Origin of the sequence: Caballeronia catudaia (genome assembly GCF_001544755.2) — a bacterium.
Taxonomy (GTDB): Bacteria; Pseudomonadota; Gammaproteobacteria; order Burkholderiales; family Burkholderiaceae; genus Caballeronia; species Caballeronia catudaia.
In genome coordinates this window covers 133,884-150,734 of sequence record NZ_FCOF02000013.1, presented here as the reverse complement: position 1 = coordinate 150,734, position 16,851 = coordinate 133,884, and the positions used below count along the sequence as shown (strand labels likewise).

Annotated in this window: 13 protein-coding genes; 5 read left to right on the top strand and 8 right to left on the bottom strand. The window is 64.6% G+C overall.

Going from position 1 to position 16,851, the window contains the following annotated elements; genetic code table 11:
• The first annotated feature begins 9 nt into the window (after nucleotides 1–9).
• Both tssH and tssE read left to right on the top strand, forming a co-directional pair.
• The gene (tssH, locus tag AWB75_RS16585; RefSeq protein WP_061125177.1) at nucleotides 10–2,673 is read left to right on the top strand and encodes a type VI secretion system ATPase TssH; all 2,664 of its coding nucleotides are present in this window, start codon (nucleotides 10–12) and stop codon (nucleotides 2,671–2,673) included.
• Between the two features lie 11 nt (nucleotides 2,674–2,684).
• Entirely contained in the window at nucleotides 2,685–3,110 is a 426-nt protein-coding gene (tssE, locus tag AWB75_RS16580; protein ID WP_061125176.1) for a type VI secretion system baseplate subunit TssE, read from the top strand.
• Nucleotides 3,111–3,122: 12 nt separating this feature from the next.
• On the opposite strand, the gene AWB75_RS16575 is transcribed toward tssE, so the two are convergent.
• Genes AWB75_RS16575 through sauS form a run of 3 tightly spaced genes read right to left on the bottom strand, consistent with a single transcriptional unit; the run spans nucleotide 3,123 to nucleotide 7,559 of the window.
• Complete coding sequence (locus tag AWB75_RS16575; protein ID WP_061125175.1) at nucleotides 3,123–4,463, bottom strand: MFS transporter; 1,341 nt, start codon at nucleotides 4,461–4,463, stop codon at nucleotides 3,123–3,125.
• 58 nt (nucleotides 4,464–4,521) lie between these two features.
• A complete protein-coding gene (locus AWB75_RS16570) occupies nucleotides 4,522–6,111 on the bottom strand; it encodes an AMP-binding protein (protein WP_061125174.1) in 1,590 nt (529 codons plus the stop codon).
• Complete coding sequence (gene sauS / locus AWB75_RS16565) at nucleotides 6,108–7,559, bottom strand: acylating sulfoacetaldehyde dehydrogenase (RefSeq protein WP_061125173.1); 1,452 nt, start codon at nucleotides 7,557–7,559, stop codon at nucleotides 6,108–6,110. The genes AWB75_RS16570 and sauS overlap by 4 nt, the downstream gene beginning before the upstream one ends.
• Before the next feature lie 209 nt (nucleotides 7,560–7,768).
• Between sauS and AWB75_RS16560 the strand changes: the two genes are divergently transcribed.
• Entirely contained in the window at nucleotides 7,769–8,530 is a 762-nt protein-coding gene (locus tag AWB75_RS16560; RefSeq protein WP_061125172.1) for an IclR family transcriptional regulator, read from the top strand.
• A gap of 49 nt (nucleotides 8,531–8,579) precedes the next feature.
• On the opposite strand, the gene AWB75_RS16555 is transcribed toward AWB75_RS16560, so the two are convergent.
• The 5 genes from AWB75_RS16555 to AWB75_RS16535 form a co-directional block, all read right to left on the bottom strand.
• Nucleotides 8,580–10,019, bottom strand: a complete 1,440-nt coding sequence (locus tag AWB75_RS16555; RefSeq protein ID WP_061125213.1) for an amino acid permease — start codon at nucleotides 10,017–10,019, stop codon at nucleotides 8,580–8,582.
• Between the two features lie 89 nt (nucleotides 10,020–10,108).
• Complete coding sequence (locus AWB75_RS16550) at nucleotides 10,109–10,498, bottom strand: nuclear transport factor 2 family protein (protein WP_061125171.1); 390 nt, start codon at nucleotides 10,496–10,498, stop codon at nucleotides 10,109–10,111.
• Between the two features lie 32 nt (nucleotides 10,499–10,530).
• Entirely contained in the window at nucleotides 10,531–11,964 is a 1,434-nt protein-coding gene (locus AWB75_RS16545) for an NAD(P)/FAD-dependent oxidoreductase (protein ID WP_061125170.1), read from the bottom strand.
• 177 nt (nucleotides 11,965–12,141) lie between these two features.
• Entirely contained in the window at nucleotides 12,142–13,872 is a 1,731-nt protein-coding gene (locus AWB75_RS16540; RefSeq protein ID WP_061125169.1) for a cobaltochelatase CobT-related protein, read from the bottom strand.
• Entirely contained in the window at nucleotides 13,869–14,855 is a 987-nt protein-coding gene (locus tag AWB75_RS16535; protein ID WP_200822991.1) for an AAA family ATPase, read from the bottom strand. The genes AWB75_RS16540 and AWB75_RS16535 overlap by 4 nt, the downstream gene beginning before the upstream one ends.
• Before the next feature lie 158 nt (nucleotides 14,856–15,013).
• Between AWB75_RS16535 and AWB75_RS16530 the strand changes: the two genes are divergently transcribed.
• Both AWB75_RS16530 and AWB75_RS16525 read left to right on the top strand, forming a co-directional pair.
• Nucleotides 15,014–15,766 (top strand): IclR family transcriptional regulator, encoded by a 753-nt coding sequence (locus AWB75_RS16530; RefSeq protein ID WP_061125168.1) that lies wholly within the window; start codon nucleotides 15,014–15,016, stop codon nucleotides 15,764–15,766.
• 116 nt (nucleotides 15,767–15,882) lie between these two features.
• Nucleotides 15,883–16,731: an IclR family transcriptional regulator gene (locus AWB75_RS16525; RefSeq protein WP_061125167.1), complete on the top strand. Its 849-nt coding sequence runs from the start codon at nucleotides 15,883–15,885 to the stop codon at nucleotides 16,729–16,731.
• The last annotated feature ends 120 nt before the right edge of the window (nucleotides 16,732–16,851 follow it).

Genomic DNA, 16,851 nt, shown 5'->3' with positions numbered 1-16,851 from the left:
GGACTTCCTATGACCCTGCGCGATTCCACTCATCTGCTTCGCCGGCTCAACCCGCACTGCGCCCGCACGCTCGAAGCGGCCGCGAGCCTGTGTCAGACGCGCCTTGCCGATGAAATCACCGTCGAGCACTGGCTGCTGAAGCTGATCGAGGCGGAAGAAGGAGATATTCCGGCGATCCTGCGTCACTATGAAATCGATATCGATGCGATCTGGAACGCGCTGCTCGCCGCCATCGATCGCCTTCCGCGCAATCTGCGCGGCATGCCATCGCTGTCCATCCAGCTCGCGAGCGTGTTGCAGGACGCCTGGAATCTCGCGTCGCGCGAGGATATCGACGGCACGATCCGCTCGGCGCATCTGCTGCGCGCGATCATCGCCGCGCCGCATGTCATGCGCACGCAGGACGCGTGGCCGCTCTTCTCCCTTTCCGGCGCGCAGATCGAGCGCCTGTTGCCGCGTCTCGGACGCGCATCGTGCGAGAACGCGCCCGCGCACGAAGAGCAGGAAGAAGACGTTGCAGCAGCCGAAGCGAGCGCGCCGGTATCCGTGCCTTCAATGCCGCCGCGCTCGACCGAAGGCGAAGCGCTCGCACGCTTCGCGATCGATCTGACGGACAAGGCGCGCCGCGGCGAGATCGATCCGGTGTTCGGCCGCGATCGCGAAATCCAGCAGATGATCGACGTGCTCGTGCGCCGCCGCAAGAACAACCCGATACTCGTCGGCGAGCCGGGCGTCGGCAAGACGGCGCTGGTCGAAGGCTTCGCGCTGCGCGTCGCGGAAGGCAGCGTGCCGTCGCCGCTGCGCGACGTGCGCATCCTCACGCTCGATCTCGGCCTGCTGCAAGCCGGCGCGGGCGTGAAGGGCGAATTCGAGCAGCGCCTGAAGAACGTGATCGACGAAGTGAAGGCGTCGGCGACGTCGATCGTGCTCTTCATCGACGAGGCGCATACGCTGATCGGCGCGGGCAATTCGGCGGGTGGCTCCGACGCGGCCAATCTGCTGAAGCCGGCGCTCGCGCGTGGCGAGCTGCGCACCATCGCCGCGACCACGTGGACGGAATACAAGGAATACTTCGAGCGCGATGCGGCGCTCGAACGGCGCTTTCAGATGGTCAAGGTCGAGGAGCCGGACGACGATGCCGCGTGTCTCATGCTGCGCGGTCTCGCGACGCGCTACGCAAAGCATCACGACGTGCATATCCGCGACGAAGCGATCGTCGCGGCGGTCAGGCTCTCGCGCCGCTATATCCCGGCGCGTCAGTTGCCGGACAAGGCCGTCGATCTGATCGACACCGCCGCCGCGCGCGTGCGCATGGGGCTCGACACGCCGCCCGCCGAATTGCAGCGCGCCCGTGCGGCCTTGGCGGCGCTGGACCTCGAACGCTCGGCCATCGACGCGGACGAGCGCGCGGGCATCGACGATGCCGCCACGCGCCGCGACGCGCTGGTCGCCGCGACCGCGCAAGCGAATCACGAACTCGCTGGCATTCAGGCGCGCTATGAGCGTGAGACCGTGCTAGTTCACGCGCTGCTGGAACAACGCGGCGACGGCGACGCGAAACCGGATGCCCACGCGTTCGCGGCCGCAAGGAAAGCGCTCGCCGACGCCCAAGGCAAGGCGCCGCTGATCTTCGCCGATGTCGACGCACAAGCCATCGCGCGCGTCGTTGCGGAATGGACCGGTGTGCCGGTCGGCAATCTCGTCGAAGACGAACTGTTGAATCTGCTCACGCTAGAGGATCAGTTGCAAAAGCGCGTGGTCGCGCAGGACGACGCGCTCGGCATGCTCGCGCAAAGCCTGCGCACCGCGAAGGCGGGACTCAAGAGCGAGCATGCGCCGCTCGGCGTGTTTCTGCTGACGGGCACCTCGGGCGTCGGCAAGACGGAGACGGCGCTCGCGCTTGCCGATGTGCTCTTCGGCGGCGAGGCCGCGCTCACGACCGTCAACATGTCGGAGTATCAGGAAGCGCACACGGTCTCGCAGTTGAAGGGCTCGCCGCCGGGTTATGTCGGCTACGGACGCGGCGGCATCCTGACCGAAGCGGTGCGTCAGCGTCCTTATAGCGTGGTGCTGCTCGATGAAGTCGAGAAGGCGCACCGCGATGTGCTCGACATGTTCTATCAGGTGTTCGACCGCGGATCGATGCGCGATGGCGAGGGCCGCGAGATCGACTTCCGCAACTGCGTGATCCTGATGACGTCGAACCTCGGCAGCGAACAGATTCACGACGCGACGACGGACACACCCGGCATCGCGCACGCCGCGCTGCTCGACGCCATTCACGAGCCGCTCGTGAAGCATTTTCAGCCGGCGCTGCTCGCGCGCTTCCAGACGCTCGTCTACCGGCCGCTCGACGTGAACGCGCTCGGCAGCATCGTGCGGCTGAAGATCGCGAAGATCGCAGCTCGCCTGAAGCGTCAGCACGACGTCACGCTCGTTTGCGACGACTCGCTGATCGCATCGCTGGCCGAGCTGAGCCTGTCGCGTGATTCGGGCGCGCGCAGCATCGACGCGTTCCTCGATCAACGCATCCTGCCGACGGTTTCGCGCGAACTGCTCGAACGCATGGCGAGCGGCGCGGCGCCCGCGGAAATCCGTCTCGCGCAGCCGGAAGAAGGCAATCTGACGATCGAGTTCACGGATCGCAGCGAAGCCGCACAAGGGAACGTCTGACGCGAGCGAACATGCCAGGCCCATCCCTGTATGAAATGCTGCTCGGTCAGATCGACGGCGAGCCGCTCGCGGATTTCGACGACCGCACGCTCGAAGTCCTGAGCGTGCAGCAGAACGTGCGGCGCATCCTGAACACGCGGGCCGGTGCGCTCAAGCATCTGCCCGACTACGGCTTGCCCGATCTGACCAACATCTACAAGGCGCTGCCCGCGTCGTCGCAGGCGCTGAAGGAGCAGATGGAAACGACGCTCCTCAAGTACGAACCGCGCATCCGGGCGATCGACGTCGACATGGTCGACACGCCCGAGCCGGGTCTGCAAGTGAGCTTCGAGATGACCTGCCATCTGAAGCGCGCGGGCCTCGTGCGCTTCGGAACGTACTTCACGCCGCCCGGCGTGTTCAGGCTCGAGCGGCGCGTGCGCGAGGGGAAGATCTGAGCGCGTGGCGTCCTACTTGTGCCACTGCCCCGCGCCGCCCGCAAAAGCCGGCACACCGATCTCGTCGCGGTTTTGCGCCTCGCGCGCCTCATCGGCTTCGACCGTCTTGCTCGTGTCAATGAAAAGCGCCGCGAACGCGCCGACCGCGAGCAGCACGGCCGAGATCGTGAACGGCACGTCGTAGCTGCCCGTTGTCTGGATCAGGTAGCCGAACACGACCGGCGATGTCATCCCCGCGATGCCGAAGCCCGTATTCATCATGCCGCCCGCCGTGCCCGCATACTTTCCCGCGATATCGAGCGGCAAGGTCCACAACACCGGATTCGTGATTTCGAGGAAGAAGAACGATCCCGTCAGGAACCACACGGCCGCGATCGGGCTCGGCGCATTGACCATCGGCAGAAGGAAGGCGAGCGAGCCGCCCATGCCGACGACCAGGATGCTGCACCGCGCGAGACGCAGCTTGCCCGTCATTCTGAAGATGCGGTCCGATATCACGCCGCCGAGCGTATCGCCAATCACGCCCGCGAGCAGCGGCAACGCGGTGAACAGCGCGAGATGCTTGAGATCGAAACCGCGCGCTTCCTTCAGATACGAAGGCAGCCACGTCAGATACACCCACAGCAGCCAGCCATAGCAAAAGTCGACGAACGTCACGAGCCACATGCGATGAATCAGCTTGCGCCACGGCGTCGGGTTCTTTCTCGCGCGCGCGCAATCTCCCGCGCGATAGCCGATTTCAGCGGTCTCCTCGGGCGTGATGCGGCGATTCTCGTCGGGTGAATTGCTGAACACGAAGAAGTAGAGCACCGTCCACGCGAGACTCGCGATACCCAGCAGGATGAACGCTTCGCGCCAGCCCGCCGCGGCCACGACCGCCAGCACGAGCGGCGGCGTCACCGCGCCGCCGAGCCGCGCGAAACTATGCGTGATGCCCTGCGCGAAGCCGCGCTCGTGCACCGGCATCCAGAAGGTGAAGGCGCGCGTCGCGGTGGGAAACGCCCCGCCTTCGCCGATGCCGAGCGCGAGCCGCAACAGCACCAGCATGCCGATGCTGCCCGCGAAGCCCGTCGCGAGCGTCGCCGCGCCCCAGATCAGCGAGAGCACGGTCAGCACGAGCTTGGGCCCGAAACGGTCCGCCAGCCATCCGCCGACGATCTGCATCACCGCATACGGATACGCGAACGCCGAGAATACGAGTCCGAGCTGCACGGACGTCAAGCCCATCTCCTGACGGATCAACGGTCCCGCCACGGCGATATTCACCCGGTCGATGTACGAGATGAAGTACATCAGACACATCACGCCGAGAATGATATGACGCGTCTTCACGCGCTGACGATGCCTGTTCATGCTGTCTCCTGTCCTGTGTCCATCTGATGTGGAACGGTCGAGCTTTCGATCACGCGGTCTATACGAGCTTAAGGCGCTGCACCTTGCCCGATGGTCCCCGCGGCAACGCGTCGGTGAAGCGGAATTCGCGCGGTGTCTTGTAGCGGCCGAGTTCGCGCAGACAATGCGCGCGCAGCTCGGCGATATCGAGCGATGTCGCGCCGCCGCTCGGCACGATGAACGCAACGATGTCCTGGCCGTAAGCCGGATCGGGCACACCGACCGCCGCCGCTTCGAGCACGCCGGGATGACGCAGCAGCGCTTCGTCGATCTCGCGCGGCGCGATGTTCTCGCCGCCCTTGATGATCAGTTCCTTCGCGCGTCCGTTGATGTAGAAGAAGCCTGCCTCGTCGCGATAGCCGAGATCGCCGGTGCGCAGCCATCCATCGGCGGTGAAGGCATTGCGGGTCTCCTCGGGACGCTTGTAGTAGCCGCTCATCAGTTGCCCGCCGCGCAGCACGAGCTCGCCGGTTTCGTTGGCCGCGCACTCGCGCCCGGCGAGATCGACGATCTTCGCTTCGCCACCCGACGGCAAGCCGATGCTGCCGAGTCTTCGCATCGCGCGATCGTACGGATTACTGAATGCTGGCGCGGCCGTTTCCGTCATGCCCATTGTTTCGATGACGCCGATGCCGAAGCGTTCCTCGAACGCGCGATGATGATCGGCCGGCAGCGCAGCAGAAGCGCTGCGGCAAAACTTCAGCGCGGAAAGATCGCAGCCTTGCGCGCCCTCGCCATTCAGCAGATACGCAACGATCGTCGGCACGACGTTGATCCACGTGCAGCCGTGTTGCGACGCCTCGCTCCAGAATGTGCGCGCGGAAAAGCGCGGCGTCATCACCGCGGAGCCGCCGTGCTGAAGCGGCGTCAGAAGCGCGACGACAAGTCCGTTGATGTGATACAGCGGCAACGATACGAGCACGCGATCATCGTCCGACAAGCGATGTTCCGCGCTGATGTTGCGCATGTTCGCAAGCAGGCTCCGATGACTCAGCAGCACGCCTTTGGGCGCGCCCGTCGTGCCGGACGTGTACATGAGCAATGCGGTGTCGCCCGCGAGGATATGCGTGCCCGGCGCGTCATCGCGTGCGACCGGAGACATGCGCGCCGGAAGCGCCGGGATATCGGGCAATGCGTTCGCATCGGGCGACGTGCGGATCACCGCGATATCGCGCTCCATGCCCTCGCGACGCAACACGTCGATCGCTTCGGTGATCGTGTCGTGCGTATCGTCGGCGACGAAGATCGCGCGCGTATCCGAATGCTCGACGATGTAGCGCACCTGCGAAGGCTGGCACAGCAGATTCAACGGATTCGCGACGAGACCGCCATACATCGCCGCAAGCAGAAGCCGCGCCGTCTGGATGCCGTTGCCCATGAAGACGGACACGACATCGCCGGGACGCAAGCCCGCTTTCTTGAAGCGCGCGTCGAGCGCGATGCAGTCGTCGCGCAGTGCGCCGAACGTCAGCACCTCGTCCTGCGTGGCGGAAAGCAGAAACGGCTTGCCGGGCGCGTGTTCGGCTCGCGCATCGATCAATGCGCGCAGCGTTGGCGCATCGAACGGCGGCGCATCAGACGATACGATTCGATCGGGCAGCGCGCTCATCGTCCGACCCTCCGGAAGTAATCGCCGAGAAGCGCATCGACGTCCGGCACGCGCTCTGCGATTCGATACGCGATGCGCGTCACGTTCAGATATTGCCGGTAGCCGAGATTCGACGAGAAGTTGTTCCCGCCCCAGGTGCCGCAACCCATCGACAGCGAGAACGGCAGGCCGTTGTCGAAGTTGCCGCCGGTCGCGAGGCAATGCGCCTGATCGACGATCACGCGCGCCACCGGCAACTGCGTGCCGAGCGTGACGGCGAGCGCGTCGTCGGCGCCATGCACGCCGACCGAATGCCCCGCGCCCATGTAGCCGTAGATGCCACGCACGATTTCGATGGCGTGCCCAACGTCGCGCGCGCGATAGACCGTCAGCACGGGCGAGAGCTTTTCGCCCGAGAACGGATAGTCGGCCCCGTAGCCGGTCTCCTCGACCATCAGGAACTTCGGCTCGCGCGCGGCGATTTCGTCGAGGCCGGCTTCGCGCGCGATCGTCGCCGCATCGCGCGCCGTGCAGCGCGCCGAGAGCTTGCCGTCGCGCCACAGCGCCGCCCGCAACCGCGCCTTCTGTGCGGCGTCGAGCATCACGCCGCCTTGATTCGATAGCGCTTCGAGCATGCGCGCGCATATCGCTTCCTCGATCACGACGCTGTTCTCCGACGAGCAGCTCGTCGCGTTATCGAATGTCTTGGACATCGCGATCTTGCGCGCCGCATCATCGGGATTGGCGCGCGCGGTGACGATCGACGCGACGTTTCCCGCGCCCACGCCGAACGCCGGCGTGCCGCTCGTATAAGCCATGCGCACGTTGTTTTGCGAACCGGTGGCGACGACGAGATCCGCGAGCTTCATCAGTGCGGCCGTCGACGCTTTGCCGATGGGTTGCGGCAGCATCTGCACGAGATCGGGATCGAGACCCGCCTTCGCGAACTCCGCATGAATGAAGTCGATAAGGAGCGCGCACGACGAATGACCCTTCGGCGAAGGCGCGACGATGACCGCGTTGCCGCACTTCAATGCGTTGATGATCTTGTTCGCGGGCGTCGCGGCCGGATTCGTCGATGGCGTGATCGCGGCCACGACGCCCACCGCGCGCGCGATCTCGACGATGCCATGTTCCTCGTCGCGCGCGATCACACCCGTTGTGGCGACGCCGTGAAGATCGCGCAACAGGCCCAGCGTCTTGCGCTGGTTCTTGCGGAACTTGTCGTCGGCGTTGCCGAGGCCCGTGTCGCGCACGGAGAGATCCGCCAGCCGCCGGTTGCGCTGCGGCTCCATGATCGCCCACGCGGCGGCCGCGGCGGCGATATCGAGCGTCTCCTGGCCCGCTTGCTCGAAGCGGCGTTGCGCGGCACGAGCCCGCTCGACGATGCGTTCCACATCGGCTTCGCTTGTATTTGGCGCGTTGTCGCGAGAACGCGCGAGCGTGGCGCCGCTTGCCATGTCATTCATGCGATGAACCTCGGCTGTTGAAAGATTGAAGGTGCTATCCAATCTAGCCAGCCGCGTCCGTCGCGCGGTCCCGTTTTCTGGACTAACGCATTCAGCGAAACCGTCAGCATCGAAAAATCCGCTTTTCGGGACTTTCCAGAGTCCCGAAAAGCGCTGTTTTCGACGCACAATGAATACAAACGCAAAGTAAGCAGACGGAGACAAGCAACGTGACGTCGAATCAATCGAATGCCGCCGCCGTGCGCGCGTTCCGCGTGCTCGAAACGCTTGCCGAAGCGAACCGCCCGCTCTCGATGACCGAGCTCGTCGACGCGCTCGGCCTGCCGAAGCAGACGGTGCATCGCATTCTCGTGCAACTGATGGACGCATGGCTCGTGACGCGCGGCGCGAGCGACCGGCTCTACGAATGCTCCGCGCGCGTGCGCACGCTCGCGATCAACGTGCTCATGCATGCGGGTCCCGCCGCGGCGCGTCATGCGCTGCTCGAACAGCTCGTCGCGCGCGTTGGCGAAACCTGCAATCTGACGATGCTCGCGGGCAACGACGTCGTCTATGTGGACCGCGTCGAAACCGGCTGGCCGCTGCGCATGCATCTGCAACCCGGCTCGCATGTGCCGCTGCATTGTTCGGCGAGCGGCAAGCTGCTGCTGAGCTTTCTGCCGAAGGAACGCCGCGAACGCATCATCGAGCGGTTGCCGCTGCGTTCGTACTCCGAGCGCACGATCACCGATCGCGATGCGTTGCGCCGCGAGCTCGCGTTGACGCGCCGCCGCATGCTCGCCATCAACAACCAAGAGCATTTGCAGGGACTCGTCGCGATAGCGGTGCCGGTGATGCTCGACCGCAATCGCGCGTGCGCGGCGATTGCGATTCAGGCGCCGGTGGGACGCGTCGCGCTCGATCAGCTGCTCGTCTTCGAGCCCGATCTGCGCCGCGCCGCCGAAGAAACCGCAAAGACCTTCAAAGAATGATTCAAAGGCCGGTTTGCATTGCAGCAAGCCGGCCTTTGAGTTTCATCGCTTACCGTTCGACGGTCTGAAGATGCTGCGTCGAATGTTCTTCCGCTTCGATCTCGACGTCCTTGCGACCGCGCCTGAACACGTAATAAGCGACGATCAGGATGCCGAGACTCGCGACGCCCAGCCACAGTGGCTTGCGTTGATCGGGAATGAAGGCCATCGCGACGAGAATCGCCATCATCCCGAAGATCGCGAGCCACGTGAGATAGGGGAATCCCCACATGCGCACGCGCAGGTCGTTCGCTTCGAAGCTCGTCATGCGGGCCCGCAGGCGCAGTTGCGAGAAGGCGATCAACAGGTACACGAAAAGCGCCACCGTGCCGTATGAATTGACGAGGAAGGCGAACACCGTGTCCGGCGATACATACGACATCACCACCGACACATAGCCGAACACCGTGCCGAGCAGAATCGCGCGCACCGGCACGCCGCGCTTGTTCACCTTCGCGAGGCCGAGCGGTGCATCGCCGTGACGCGTCAAGGCGAACAGCATGCGCGATGCGGCATAAAGGCCCGAGTTCAGCGCGGACAGCACGGCGGTGAGCACGATCGCGTTCATCACGTTCGCGGCGGCCGGCATGCCCATGACATCGAGCGCGCTGACATACGGCGTCGCCATCTGATGCGAGTTCCACGGCACCAGCGCGACGACCAGCGCGACCGATCCGACATAGAACACCAGCACGCGCGTGATGACCGAATTGGTCGCTTTCGCGACGGCCTTCGCGGGTTCCTTCGCTTCCGCCGCCGCGATCGTGACGATCTCCGCGCCGAAGTAGAAGCCTGTTGCCGCCACCGCGCCCGCCATCACCGGTCCGATGCCTTTGGGCATGAAGCCGCCATGTCCGAGGAAGGTCGTGGCGACATCGGTCGTGTGCATCGACGCGGGCCAGAAACCGCAGACGTAAAGGCCGCCGAGAAACAGGAACACGATGATCGCGCCGACCTTGATCGACGAGAACCAGAACTCGAACTCGCCGTAGCTCGCGACCGAGATCAGGTTCGTGAGCGTGAGCACGACGAGCAGCACGAGACTGATGATCCATGCGGGCACGTCGGGTATCCAGAACTGCACGAGCTTCGCGCCCGCGACCGCTTCGAGCGCGATCACGATGACCCAGAAGTACCAGTACATCCAGCCCGTCAGAAAGCCCGCGAGCTTGCCGGGCCCGCGCTGCGTCCTGAATGCGAGACGCGCGTATTCATAGAACGAGCCGACGGCGGGCATCGCGCAGGCCATCTCGCCCAGCATGCGCATGACGAGCACGACGAGGCCGCCCGTGATGAGAAACGAAAGTATGGCGGCAGGCCCGGCCTGCTGTATCACCACACCGCTACCGACGAAAAGTCCGGCGCCTATGACGCCGCCCAGCGCGATCATCGTCATGTGGCGCTGCTTGAGGCCGCATTTGAGATCGCCTTGTTCCCTGCTCGAGTGCATGTCGTCTCCTTCCTGATGTGCTTGTGTCGAGTTGGCGCTCGCCCGCTGATCCATCGCCAGCGGGTCGACGCTTTTCATTCCATCATCGATCAGATCGCCGGTCGGTCTTTGCGATAGGCGTTCTTCACCGCGATCCTGCCGTCGCTGAACGTGAAGACGTCGACCATGCGCGCTTCGATGCGCGAGCCGTCGGCCTTCGTGCCGCGAAACGTCGATTCCGATACGCCGCGCTCGCCGCTCACGAAATGCTCGCCGTCATTCCACGATGCATCGGGGAACGTCTCCCATGCGAGCGTGAAGCCTTTGCGCACTTCATCGCGGCCTTCGAAGGTGCGGCCCAGCGCATCGGGGCCGGCCACGCCGTGAAAGACGCATTCGTCCGCCATGCAGTTCATCAGCGCATCGATATCGTGGCGGTTCCACGCATCGTTGAATGTTTGCAGCAGGCGAAGGTAGTCCTGATTCGTTTGAGTGCTCATAGGTCGATGTTTGCAGTGCGTTGTGAAAGGGATCAGCGCTTCTCGTCCTGCGCCAGATACTTGTGATACAGAAACCGTTGACCCACGCGACGGAACGGCGCGAAGCCCTTCCAGCGGACCACGCCCATCACGTTCGGATATTCGAGCGCGGAGTCGTAGATCGGCAGCCCGTCGCGCGCGTGCTGCCATTTGCCCGCGATGCGCTCGGCCATGCGCCGTCCCGCATGCGCGGAGAACGACACGCCGTTGCCGCCGTAACCCACCGCGTAGAAGATGCTTTGCTGCGGATCGGGCTGCGCGACGCGCGGCATCATGTCGTGACTGACATCGACCCAGCCCCACCACGAGTAGTCGATGCGGATGCCTTTCAAGGAAGGAAACTTGCGATGCAATCCTTCGATGAGCACCTCCATATGCCGGGGATTCGCGGCATCCGCGCCCGTGATCGCGCTGCGGCTGCCGATCTGCACGCGGTTATCCGGCAACAGGCGATAGTAGAAGCGCAGCGTGCGCGTATCGGTGATGACCTGGCGCGTACGGAAACCGGTCGATGCGATCTCCTCTTGCGTGAGTGGCCGCGTGACGAGCGAGTTCGAAAGAATCGGCATGATCTTCGCGGAGAGCGCGCGATGCATGTCGTTGCGCGTATAGCCGCCCGTCGCGAACGCAACGGCCTTCGCGCGGATCACGCCGCGCGGCGTCTTCACGTGATGCACGCCGCGAATCGTTTCGACGCCCTGCACGGGCGTGCCCGTATGCACCTTCACGCCGAGCGAGCGCGCCATGCGCATATAGCCGAACGCGAGCTTGAGCGGATGCACGCCGATGCCATCGGGTTCGAGCAGCGCACCGCAGCTTTCGCGATCGTCGACATACGATTGCGCGACTTCCTTCGCGCTCAGCATGCGCGTGTCGTAGCCGAAGACATCGCGCATGACCTTGCATTCATTCGCGAGGAAATCCATCTTGCGCTCGCGATGCGCGATGTAGAGATGACCGCCCGGCTGCGGATCGCAATTGAATTCGCCGATCAGCCGCTTGAAGGTATCGAAGCCTTCGCGGATTTCGGCGTCGAGTTCGAGCGCCGTCTTCTTGCCCCAGCGCTCGATCCACTGCGAGCGATAGAGGCGTCCGCTCGCGTTCTGCCCTTGCCCGCCGTTGCGGCTCGTGCAGCCCCAGGCGGTGCGATTCGCATCGACGATGGTTGCGCGGATGCCATGCTCGCGGGCGAGAAAGAGCGCGGTGGAAAGGCCGGTGAATCCCGAGCCGACGATCAGCACGTCGACATCGGCATCGCCGGGCAAGGGTCCGTCGTCTTCGGGCGGATCGCCTGCGGTCGCGACCCAGTAGGTGGGCGCGTAGTCCATCGGCTGCGGGCCGATGCGCGAGACGAGCGGGTCGTAGAGCGGATCATAGGGGGCGCACGCGCCCTGCAGGGCCGGCGCAACGTAATCGAGAGTAGCCACCGATGTCTCCTTGGAATTTGATTCCATACTGCATCCAAAGGAGACGGCGGCTTAGTACCAGTCGGGAACTTTCGATGGCTCCAAGGGGGTGGCTGGACGGTGCGAAAGGGCGTGCCCGGGCGGCCGGCGAACGCAAGTTAGCTCGGCACTTAATTCCAATGTCGATCGAATCGCGCGCTAAACGCGGCCCCTGCGCCGCGCGCCGAGCCATGCGGCGAGCTTCGCGAACAGCGTCATGTCGGGCGGCACGGACAGATCCACCGCGAAGTGATGCCGATAGTACGGGCTCAGATCGAGCCCGACGCCGAGCCCGAGCACCTCCACCCTGCGCGCCGCCTCATGCTTTGCGACGACTTCGCGCAAATGCTGATCGAGATAGTTCGGATCGTTGGCCTGCGCGGTGGCGCTGTCCATCGGGCTGCCATCGGAAATCACGACGAGAATGCGTCTCGCATCATCACGCGCAATCAAACGAGAGCAGGCCCAATCGACCGCTTCACCGTCGATGCCCTCGCGAAACAGATCGGCCTTGAACAGCGCCGCGATATCGCCACGCGCCGCGCGCCAGCTCGCATCGCCTTCCTTGAAAATCATGTGGCACGCTTCGTTGAGCCTGCCCGGATGGCGCGGCCTGCCCTTCGCGAGCCAGTCGAGCTTCGGGCGCCCGCCGTTCCATGCGCCCGTGGTGAAGCCGAGCACTTCCGTCGCGACGCCCGCCATGCCGAGCGCGCGCACGAGCACGTCGATCATCACCGCGACAGGCTCGATGCTCGCCTTCATCGACCCGGAGCAATCGAGCAGGAAGCTCACCGCGCAATCCACATGCGGCCGTTCGCGTTCGCGCCTGAAGACGCGCCGCTCGTCCGGCGACGCCACAACTTGCGCGAGCCGCCGGCCGTCGATGCGCCCGTCCTCCTCGCCGAACGACCAGCCATCGCGCCGCGGCACCGTGATCGCGGCCTGCAACATGCGCGCGAGACGCGGCACGTTGATATGCCGCGCGGCGATCACCTCGTCGAGACGTTCGCGATACTCGCGCAGCAACGCGGCGCGAATCAGCGAAGCCGGGCGAATGGTCCTGTCGTAACGCGCGATAAAGACGCGATAGTCCTCGCCCGACGCGTCGCGCGCGCTGCTGTCTCCGCTTGCGGCAAGCGCGAGCCGCTCGATATCGCCTTCTTCGTCGTCGATATCGAACCACGTGCCGAGCATGGTGCGCGGAATGTCTTCGTCGTCATCGTTCGGTGCATGGCTTTCGACGAACGCATTGCGCACGTCGCGGATCATTGTTCCGACCTGTCGCGCGAGATCCAGCGCGTGCGCGGCATAGGCGCGCTGATCGTCGCAATGTCGCCGCATGCCGGCGAGCGCATGGCCGAGCGATGGCGCGAGCGCCGCGCGCGTCGCTTCGATGAGCCCTTCCGTTTCTTCGAGCACCGCGCGGCCCGAAAGACGCGACGCGGCCATTTGCGCGACCGTATAGATCAACAGACCGATGTCGCTGTCGAGCACGCCGGTCTCGTAGCAGGCGAGCGACCACGCATCGAAGCGATGCCGCACATTGCGCCTCACGCCTGCCATGCCGGCGGGCACGCGCGTTTCGCAACGCAACTGTTCGAGCATGTCGAAAATCATGCGCTCGACGGCGTCATCAGGCGCGAGCGCGCGATGCAGCGCGGCGTCCGAATACACGATGCGCAGCGCGGACGCATCGGCCGCGCCGCGTGTCGACGCGAAGTCCTCTTCGTCCCTGCGATCGCCGCGCAAGTGCGGCGCGTGCATCGGCACCGGCCGCAAGTGCCGATACAGCCTGCCGCCACGATAGTGCAACGCTTCGTCGCCGGTCAGCGCCCGCACGGTCGCCGCACACAGCGCATCGCGCCGCGCGAGTTCACGCGAGCCGCTCATTTTGCCGTCTCGTCGTGCCATTGCGACGGCGTATCCAGTTCCTCGCCGAACGCGCGCTGGAAATATTCCGCGACGATCGGCCGTTCCGCTTCATCGCATTTGTTCAGGAAAGTGAGACGCAGCGCGAGCTTCGGATCGCGGAAGACCTCGCAGTTCTCGGCCCAGCTGATGACGGTGCGCGGCGACATCAGCGTCGACAGATCGCCCGCCTGAAAACCGCGCCGCGTGAATCCCGCCATGCCGACCATCGAATCGACGAGCGCGCGGCCCGCGTCGTGATCGAGTTGCGGCACGCGCGCCAGCACGATGCGCGCCTCTTCCTCGCGCGACAGATAGTTGAGCGTCGCGACGACGTTCCAGCGGTCGATCTGCGCGTGATTCAACATCTGCGTGCCGTGATACATGCCGTTCAGGTTTCCGAGACCGATGGTGTTGGTCGTCGCGAACAGGCGAAAAAAACGATGCGGCCGGATCACGCGGTTCTGGTCGAGCAGCGTGAAGCTGCCGTCGCGTTCCAGAATCCGCTGGATCACGAACATCACGTCGGGACGGCCGGCGTCGTATTCGTCGAAGACGAGCGCCACGGGCCGCTGCAACGCCCACGGCACGATGCCCTCCTGAAACTCGGTCACCTGCACGTCGTCCCGCACGACGATCGCATCTTTGCCGACGAGATCGAGCCGGCTCACGTGACCGTCGAGGTTCACGCGCATGCACGGCCAGTTCAGGCGCGCCGCCACCTGCTCGATGTGCGTCGATTTTCCGGTGCCGTGCAATCCCTGAACCATCACGCGCCGGTTGTTCGCGAAGCCCGCGAGAATCGCGAGCGTGACCTCGGGATTGAACCGATACGCCTCATCGATTTCCGGAACGTGCGGATCGCGCGTGCTGAACGCCGGCACCTGCAAATCCGAATCGATTCCAAAAAGCGTGCGCACGGGCACTTGGCGGTCCGGCTCGTCCAACAATGTGTCGCGCATCATTTCCCTGATCTCCCTGCTCGTGTTCCGTCGAGGCTCCAGCATAACAACTATCGTTTTTCGGAACAAATCATTTCGTTTATTTTTGGCTATTCGGCCTATATAGCGCCGATCGGCACCTCATTTAGAATCTCTCGAACAATTCACATGGAATCATTTCGATGGACAAGCCCGACACGCCCACGCTACGAGCTTTCGCGCTGCTCGAATATCTGGTTCAGGCGGGCCATCCCGTGTCGCTGACGGACATGGCGGAGGACATGGACATGCCGAAGCCGTCGCTGCATCGGATGCTGGCGTCGCTCGAAGCGGGCGGTCTCGTGATTCGCGAGCCCGGCGACAAGAATGCGTACGTGGTGGGCCCGCGGCTCGCCCAGCTCGGCCTCAATGTCATGACGCACGCGGGCGCGCGGCGGTTGCGTCATGCGATCCTCACACGGCTCGTCTCGGATCTCGGCGAAACCTGCAATCTGACGATGCTGCATGAGAACGAAGTGCTGTATCTGGACCGCGTGGAGGCGCCGTGGCCGCTGCGCCTCGATCTGAAACCCGGTTCGCACGTGCCCGTGTGGTGCAGCGCGAGCGGCAAGCTGCTGCTCGCGTTGCAGCCGCGCGAGGAACGCAACGCGCTCGTGCGCGCGATGAAGCTCGAGCGCTACACCGCCAACACGATCACCGATACCGAGATGCTGGAAGCGGAGTTCGATCGCATCGCGAAGAAGGGCGTCGCGATCGACAACGAGGAATTCGTGCAGGGCATCGTGTGCGCGGCGGCGCCGATCGTCGATGCGAACGGCACATGCATCGCGGCGATCGCGGTTCACGCGCCGGTGTCGCGCACGCCGCTCTCGCGCGCGCTGGAAATGGTGCCGCGCCTGAAGGAAGCCGCCACCGAACTCGGCAAGACATTCTGAACGTTACGCTCGTTCCGATTAAAACTGCAACCGGACGTTCCGAAAATTGTGGCATCCGGGCGCGCTTTGCGCGTAGAGTAGCCGTAATCTGAAACCAATCGTTCCGATTTCGGTTCATGCGCGACACCAATCTCCTCGAGCCGGCCGAGCATGCCGGCGATGAAGCGCGGACGCTTCGTCCGCTCGCCGTGCTCGAACAACTGGCCGCAGCCGGCCACGCCTATACGCTGTCGCAACTCGCGGCGCGCGTGCGCATCCCGAAGGCGACGCTGCTGCGCCTGATCGACTCGCTGGAAGCGCAGGGCTACGTCACGCACATGCCTGACTCGCGCGGCGCCGACCGCGGCATCGCGCTCGGTCCGCGCGCCGCCCAGCTCGCACTCGCGACGCTCGCGAACAATTCATTCACGCGCGCGTGCCGCTCGATTCTGCGTTCGCTCGTCGATGTGACCGGCGAAAGCTGCAACCTCACCGCGCTCGATGGCGACACCGTCCTCTACATCGAGCGCGTCGAGACGGACGAACCACTGCGTCTACACATGCAGGCGGGCATGCGCGTGCCGCTGCACTGCACCGCGAGCGGCAAGCTGTTTCTCTCGCAGATGCCGCTCGCCGAGCGCCGGCAGATACTCGGCCGCCTCGCGCTCACGAAAAAGACGAATCGCACGCTGACCGATCCGGCGTTGCTCGAAGCCGAACTCGACCGGCTCGCCGCGCGCGGCATCGGCATCGACAACGAAGAGTTCGTGCTCGGCATGGTGGCGGTCGCGGTGCCCATCATCGACGCCACGAGCGGGCGCGTGCTCGCGTGCCTCGCCGCGCACGCGCCGACGGCCCGCGCGAACCTGAACGAACTGCTCCAGGCCGTACCGCAACTGCGCGAAACCGCCGTGAAGCTCGCGACGCTCATCGACGCGTCCGATGGTTTGACGCTCATGGCGCGTCAACGTACCGCCTCCCGTTAACTCCCTTTTTTCCGGAACCCCGCCGGAAGCCCGCCGCACGGGGCCCGCCGGCTGTCCGCCGAGGAAAAGCGCCGCAGCATTCCATTTTTTAACGAGACAATTCATTCCGTTTATTTGAAA